At 72.3% G+C, this 6,651-nt stretch carries 4 protein-coding genes and 2 pseudogenes; 4 read left to right on the top strand and 2 right to left on the bottom strand.

Features of this window, described 5'->3' with window-relative positions; genetic code table 11:
* Window positions 1-103 precede the first annotated feature (103 nt).
* A complete protein-coding gene (locus ACZ6NC_RS28375) occupies window positions 104-1,090 on the bottom strand; it encodes a discoidin domain-containing protein (RefSeq protein WP_465736596.1) in 987 nt (328 codons plus the stop codon).
* Between the two features lie 7 nt (window positions 1,091-1,097).
* Here ACZ6NC_RS28375 and ACZ6NC_RS28370 point away from each other — a divergent pair.
* A pseudogene (locus ACZ6NC_RS28370) lies at window positions 1,098-1,722 on the top strand (ABC transporter permease); the annotation flags it as partial.
* A gap of 76 nt (window positions 1,723-1,798) precedes the next feature.
* Here ACZ6NC_RS28370 and ACZ6NC_RS28365 read toward each other — a convergent pair.
* Window positions 1,799-4,210, bottom strand: coding sequence for a SpoIIE family protein phosphatase (locus ACZ6NC_RS28365; protein WP_465736595.1), 2,412 nt, complete (start codon window positions 4,208-4,210; stop codon window positions 1,799-1,801).
* Window positions 4,211-4,668: 458 nt separating this feature from the next.
* Here ACZ6NC_RS28365 and ACZ6NC_RS28360 point away from each other — a divergent pair.
* The 3 genes and pseudogenes from ACZ6NC_RS28360 to ACZ6NC_RS28350 all read left to right on the top strand — a co-directional run.
* Window positions 4,669-4,902, top strand: a pseudogene (locus ACZ6NC_RS28360) (beta-xylosidase); the annotation flags it as partial.
* Between the two features lie 37 nt (window positions 4,903-4,939).
* A complete protein-coding gene (locus tag ACZ6NC_RS28355) occupies window positions 4,940-5,344 on the top strand; it encodes an RICIN domain-containing protein (protein WP_465736594.1) in 405 nt (134 codons plus the stop codon).
* Window positions 5,345-5,859: 515 nt separating this feature from the next.
* On the top strand, window positions 5,860-6,594 hold the full coding sequence (locus ACZ6NC_RS28350) for a FadR/GntR family transcriptional regulator (RefSeq protein WP_465736593.1): 735 nt from the start codon (window positions 5,860-5,862) through the stop codon (window positions 6,592-6,594).
* Window positions 6,595-6,651 lie beyond the last annotated feature (57 nt).

Below are 6,651 nucleotides of genomic sequence, written 5' to 3'. Positions count from 1 at the left end.
GGGCCGCCCTGGCCCGCCGTCTGCGCCTGTCGCCCGTCTACCCATCCCCCCCCCCCCCCCCCCCCCCCCCCCCCCCCCCCCCCCCCCCCCCCCCCCGCACCGGTCAACCGGCTGCGGTGGCGGAGGTCGGCACGGCCGGGTCCAGGAAGGGGCGGTCGTAGACCTCCAGCGAGCGGACCGACGCCCAGGCGCCGGTGTCCAGGCCGGTGACGGTCACCCGGACGTAGCGGGTCCGGGCCGTGAAGGTGAAGGTCTGCACCTGCGCGGCGGCGGTGTTTCCGCTCTGGTCGGCGAGGGTCGTCCAGACGGACCCGTCGGTCGACCCGTCGATCCGGAAGCGGTAGGCCTTCCCGGGCAGTTCCCAGGCGATCCGGGCGCCCGTGACCGGGCGCACCGAGCCGAGGTCGACCCGGAGCCAGTGGCCGGTGCTGCCGTCGGCGGCGCACCAGCGGGTGGAGGTGTCCCCGTCCACCGCGTTGGCCGACACGTTGCCGTGCGAGGTCTCCACGCTGTCGGCCGTGGCCGGGCAGCCGCGGGCGATGTCCGTCGGGACCACCGGGCGGTCGAGCACGATCGCCACGATCGTGTCGTCCGGGTAGCGGGTGCGATCGATGCCGGTGACGGTGACGCCGTTCCCGCCGGCCGCGCTGAAGGAGAGCGGGCTCCTGGAGACCACGTCGTAGACCGAGGTCACCTTTGCGTCGCCCAGTGACGGGGTCGTGAAGCTGCCGCCGCCGCCGCTGTATCCGGCCAGCAGGTGCGCGTAGACGGTCCGGTCGGCGAAGGTGAAGCCGTACTGGCCGTCCACCGGGTTCCACGGGCCGCCGCGGGTGCTGTAGAGCGCTTCCCGGTTGGCGCTCATGAACCCGCCGACCTGGCGGAGCACCGCCGCTTGGGAGCTCGGGATCGCACCGGCCGCGTCCGGGCCGACGTTGACGATCACGCACATGTCGCGGACGAAGGCGTTGACGAACACGGCCAGCGCCGCGGAGAGGGAGATGGCGTGGTCGCCGTCGTACCCCCACGTGGTGCCGGAGATGCTGAACGCCTTCTGGACCAGGCGGCCGAAGCGGATGGGCCCGCTCGACACGTAGCCCCCCTCCTCCACCACTGAGCTCCCCGGCGCGGCGGTCGCCGCCCCCGCCGGCCGCCGCTTCGACCTCGCTCGCTACCGCGATCTGTCGCTCGTTCCGGTCCTGTTCGTCCTGGGCGTCATCGGCTTCGTGGTCTCGCCCGCCTTCCTGACCGCCGACAACCTCCTCGGCGTCGGTCAGCAGGGCACCGAGCTGAGCCTGCTGGTCCTCGCCGAGGCGCTCATCCTGATCGCCGGGCGGATGGACCTCTCCCTGGAATCCACCATCGGCGTCGCCCCCGTCATCGCGGTCTGGCTCGTCCTGCCCGACCACGGCGCTGGTCCTCGGTGGCCTGCTCGCGGCATTCGCCGGCATCCTCTACACCAGCCACTACGGCTCGATCTCCGCCGATCAGGGCAACGGCTGGATCTTCCAGGTCTTCGCCGCCACCGTGATCGGAGGTGTCAGCCTCAACGGCGGCCGGGGCACGCTCTTCGGCGCCCTCACCGGCGTCCTCACGCTCCAGCTCGTGGTGAACGTCATGACCCTCGCGGGCGTCCCGCCGCTGTGGAACCAGTTCCTCAACGGCGCGATCATCATCATCGCGCTGATCATCTCGCGCTACGCCTCCGGCGAGAAGCAGGAGTAGTCGACGGGCCGCGGCACGAGCGCGGTCCGCCGGGCGGACGCGTACGGTCCTTCAGCCGTTCGGATGACGTCCGGGATCACGTCGGGCCGAGGCTCTGGGCGCACCAGATCGTCTTGCCGTTGGTGCTGTGCCGGGTGCCCCAGCCCTGGGTGAGCTGGGCGACGAGCATCAGGCCCCGGCCGCCCTCGTCGAAGGTGCGGGCCCGGCGCAGGTGGGGACTGGTGTCGCTGGCGTCGGAGACCTCGCAGATCAGGGAGGTGTCGCGGATCAGTCGCAGCCTGATCGGCGGCGCGCCGTACTTGATGGCGTTGGTGACCAGCTCGCTGACGGCCAGCTCGGTGACGAACGCCTCCTCCTCCAGACCCCAGGCGGCCAGTTGGTCGGCGGCCAGTCGCCTGGCGCGCGCCACCTGCGCCGGGTCGCGCTCGATGTCCCAGGCGGCGACGTGGTCGGGGTCCAGCGCCCGGGTACGGGCGAGCAGCAGGGCAGCGTCGTCGGTGCGATGGTCGGGGAGGAGAGCCTTCATCGCCGTGTCGCAGAGTGCCTCCAGCGAGGTGGCCGGTTCGCTGAGGATCCGGAGCAGGTCGGTGGTCCCCTGCTCGCCGTCGCGCTCCCGGCTCTCGACCAGCCCGTCGGTGTAGAGGGCGAGCAGGCTGCCCGCGGGCAGCTCGATCTCGGTCGCTTCGAACGGCAGCCCGCCGACGCCGAGCGGGGGCCCCGGCTGCGCGAGGACCGGGGTGCCGGTGCCGTCCGGCGAGATGACCAGCGGCAGCGGATGGCCCGCGCTCGCCATGGCGCAGCGGCGGGAGACCGGGTCGTAGACGGCGTACAGACAGGTGGCGCCGGTCTCGCCGGTCGGCTCGAAACCGCCTTCGGGCCGGGGGTCGTCGCGCAGGTGGAGGACCAGGTCGTCCAGGTGGGTGAGCAGTTCGTCCGGCGGCAGGTCAACGTCGGCCAGGGTGCGGACGGCCGTGCGCAGCCGGCCCATGCTGGCGGAGGCGTGCACGCCGTGGCCGACGACGTCGCCGACGACCAGCGCGACCCGTGCGCCGGACAGCGCGATGACGTCGAACCAGTCGCCGCCCACGCCCGCGCCGGCCCCGGCGGGCAGGTAGCCGGAGGCCACGTCGACCGCCCCGTGGCCCGGAAGGCCCTGCGGCAGCAGGCTGCGCTGGAGGGTCAGCGCGGTCGTGTGTTCGCGCGTGTACCGGCGGGCGTTGTCGATGGCGACGGCGGCCTTGGCGGCCAGTTCCTCGGCGAGGATCAGATCGTCGGCGGTGAAGGCCTCGGGCCGGTCGCTGCGGGCGAACGCGACGACGCCGAGCAGGGCGCCGCGCGCCAGCAGCGGCACGGTGATCCGGCCGGTCAGGCCCTGCGCGGCGATGGTCCGGTCGATCACCGGGTTGCCGGGCGGCCAGTGGGCGGGGTCGGCCGCCAGCCCGGGGCCGAAGGCCCATTCGCCGCCCTGGTCGGGTTCGGCGGCGAGCTGGACGATGGACGCGCCGGTGGCCATGCAGCGGGCGGGGACGGAACCGGGGGCGTAGACGACGGGCGCCCCGGCTCCGGAAGGCCAGGTGGGGTGCTCCCGCGAGGTGTGCCGGGCGGCCCGGCCGAGCGTGACGGTTCCACCGGCGGCGACCGCGGCGACCGAGGGCGGCTCCTCTCCGCGCAGCACCTCGTCGAAGAGGTCGACGGTGACGAGGTCGACGAAGCCGGGCACCGAGGTGCCGGCCAGCTCCTCCGCGGTGCTGATCACGTCGAGGGTGCGGCCGATGCCGCTGCTGGCCTCGTTGAGGATGAGCAGGCGCTGGCGGGCCCAGTACTCGGCGCTCATGTCGAAGCCCCAGTTGGCGACCGCGCGGACCCTGCCCTCGGCGTCCCGGACGGGCCACATGCTGGTGGCCCAGGCGTTGGCGTAGGCGCTGCCGAGCGGGCGGAAGATCGTGATGAGACGCGCGGCCTCGCCCGTCCGGGCCACTTCGGAGAGCTTGTTGGTGTACGCGACGCCGTCCAGCTCGGGGAACAGCTCGCGGTACTTCTCGCCGAGCACCTGCTCCTCCGAGTGCGCTATCACCCGGCACGCGGCGGCGTTCACCCACAGGAACCGGAGCTCGGGATCGTAGACACCCAGGGCGAAGGGGCACTGCTCGAAGGCCCGGTCGGCGATCACCGGGCGGCGCCCCCAGCGCTGCACGGTCACCGCGCGGCCCAGCGCCAGGCCGTCGGCACCGCTCAGCGGGTGGGTCGACACCACGGCGTCCACGGTGGAACCGTCCCGGTGGCGCAGGGTGATCAGAGGGGCGGAGTTGCCGTCCCCCGGGAACCCGGGCCGGGGATCGACCAGAAGGTCGGTCACGGGGCGGCCGACGGTCTCGCGCGCCGTCCAGCCCAGCAACAGCAGTGCGCCCTCGCTCCAGCCGCTCACCACGCCGTCCGGGTCGATCACGACGACGGCATTGGGCGCGTCCCGTTCACCAGCCGAATCCACGTGCCAGACCTCCGCCCGGGCAGCCGCGCACACCGGAACGGCATTCCGGTGCCTGCGTTCCAGCCTAGGTCCGGCCCCCGCCGTGCGCGCTTCCGGTCAGGCGGCCGGGAGGCGTCACGCCGCCCTCGCCTGACGGTGCACAGAACAACACGGACCAGGTGGGTGGATCAGCGTGAAACGCACAGGCCGGAGGGTGGCCACCTGGGGGACTGGTGGCGCCGTACGACGGCAGCCATGGGATGAATCAGCGAGTATGAACGGGGCCTCTGCCCATGGCTGGGGTGGAGTTGCCGGAAAATGGTGGTTCTTCGGGACGATGAACTGACGGCCGATTTTATGACATGGGATGTATATACCCTGCAGTAGCTATTGACGTGGGCACGCCTAGTGCCTAGCGTCCTGCGGCAGATCCCAACGGATTCCCACAGGATCCCCCACTCACTCGCAGTGGAGTACCGATGTCCAAACGTGCCTTCACCCTCCTCCTCGCCCTCCTCCTGGGGGCCGTCACACTGCTGGCCGCCGGTGCGCCCGCCCAGGCCGAGTCGGTCACCGTGACCAACGGGACGCAGTTCACCGACACCGCAGGAGCTGTGGTGCACGCCCATGGCGGCGGGGTGATCAAGGTGGGCTCGTACTACTACTGGTTCGGCGAGAACCGCTACGCCGACAACACCTTCCGGGCCGTCTCCGATCACGGGCGTCGGTGGCGGCCCGTACGACAACCTCGTGGCCCGGCATAGCGGCAAGTGCCTCGACGTCAACGAGAACTCCGCCGCCGACGGCGCGATCGCACAGCAGTACACCTGCAACCGGGGCCTCAACCAGCAGTGGCGCCTCCAGGGCGCGGGCGACGGCTACGTCCGCGTCGTCGCCCAGCACAGCGGCAAGTGCCTGGGCGTCGCGGACGCCTCCACCGCCGACGCGGCGTTCGTGAACCAGTACAGCTGCGGCACCGGAACCGACCAGCAGTGGCAGTTCCAGGACCAGGGTGGCGGCTCCTACCGCCTGGCCGCCCGGCACAGCGGCAAGTGCCTGGACGTCGCCAACGTCGCCACCGCCGACGGCGCCCGCCTCATCCAGTGGCCTTGCGGCACGGGTGCCAACCAGCAGTTCCGGCGTTCCGCGGTGTGACGCAGCCTCCGTTGTCGCCGCTGATCGCCGGCGATGCGAGGGATCGGCGGCGACACGGACTCCGAGATGGGCCCACGAGCCGGACCCCCGGTAGCCGGCGCACAGCTCGCCGTCTCCGCGCCGGGACGGCCCGGGCCCGCGAGCTCGCCGCACGCACCGGGGCGATCACGGTCATCGTCTCGCACCGCTTCTCGACCGTCACCGGCGCCGACCTCATCCTGGTGCTCGACCGGGGGCGGCTCGAAGAGACCGGCTCACACCGGGAACTCCTGGCCCGGCGGGGGCGGCACGCCGAGCTCTACGGCATCCAGGCAACGGCCTGCGCCGAATCATGAGCTGCTGCGCTCGGGCCGGCCCCTCCGGTCGAGACATGGGATGTATCGGCAGGAAAGTCAGCCTCCGGGCGTCCGGTGGGCGGCCGGGGAGTGGACAAGTTCCTCTTCACCTGCGGGAGTCGGGAAGGCCTGGATGTCGGATGCCTTCCAAGACATGGGATCACCTGCTACGTTGGCGTCGTGTCCCTGACCGACAAAGCCATCGCCCGCATCCGTCGGATGATCCGGGAGGGCGAGCTGCCACCCGGCTCGAAACTCCCTCCCGAGCAGCAGCTCGCGGCCGAGCTCGGCCTCTCCCGGAACCTGATGCGCGAGGCGGTCAAGGCGCTCGTCGTTGCGCGGGTCCTGGAGATCCGGCGGGGCGACGGCACCTATGTGACCAGCCTCGCGCCCGGTCTGCTGCTGGAAGGGCTCGGCGGCGCGGTCGAACTGCTGCAGGGGGACACCGTCCTGGAGCTCACCGAGGTGCGCAGGCTCTTCGAGCCGGTCGCCACCGCACTGGCCGCCACCCGCATCACCGACGAGGACCTCGCCGAGGTGGAACGCCACCTGGAGGCCATGAGGGACTCCCGGGACGACGTCGAGCTGCTGACCCGGCACGACGCCGACTTCCACCGGGCAGTAGTCCGCGCCACGCGCAACGAGACCCTGGCCACGCTGCTGGAGCACATCTCCGGGCGCACGCTGCGGGCCCGGGTCTGGCGCGGCCTGGCGGACGACGACGCGGCGGAGCGGACCATCGCCGAGCACCAGGCGATCCTGGACGCCCTCGTCGCCCGCGACCCGAACCTCGCCCAGGCCGCCGCCCTGATGCACGTCCACACCACCGAACGCTGGCTGCGCGACCACCTGGCCGAGGGGGAGGAGATCCCCGCCCCGGCACCCGGATCCCGGCCGGACCACACCCACAACTGATCGTCCGTCACCCACCGGCCGAGGAGCGACCACGCGTGAGAGTCGACGCGCACCACC

The organism is Kitasatospora sp. NPDC041988 (genome assembly GCF_055588525.1).
This window is presented reverse-complemented; position numbering and strand designations above follow the sequence as displayed.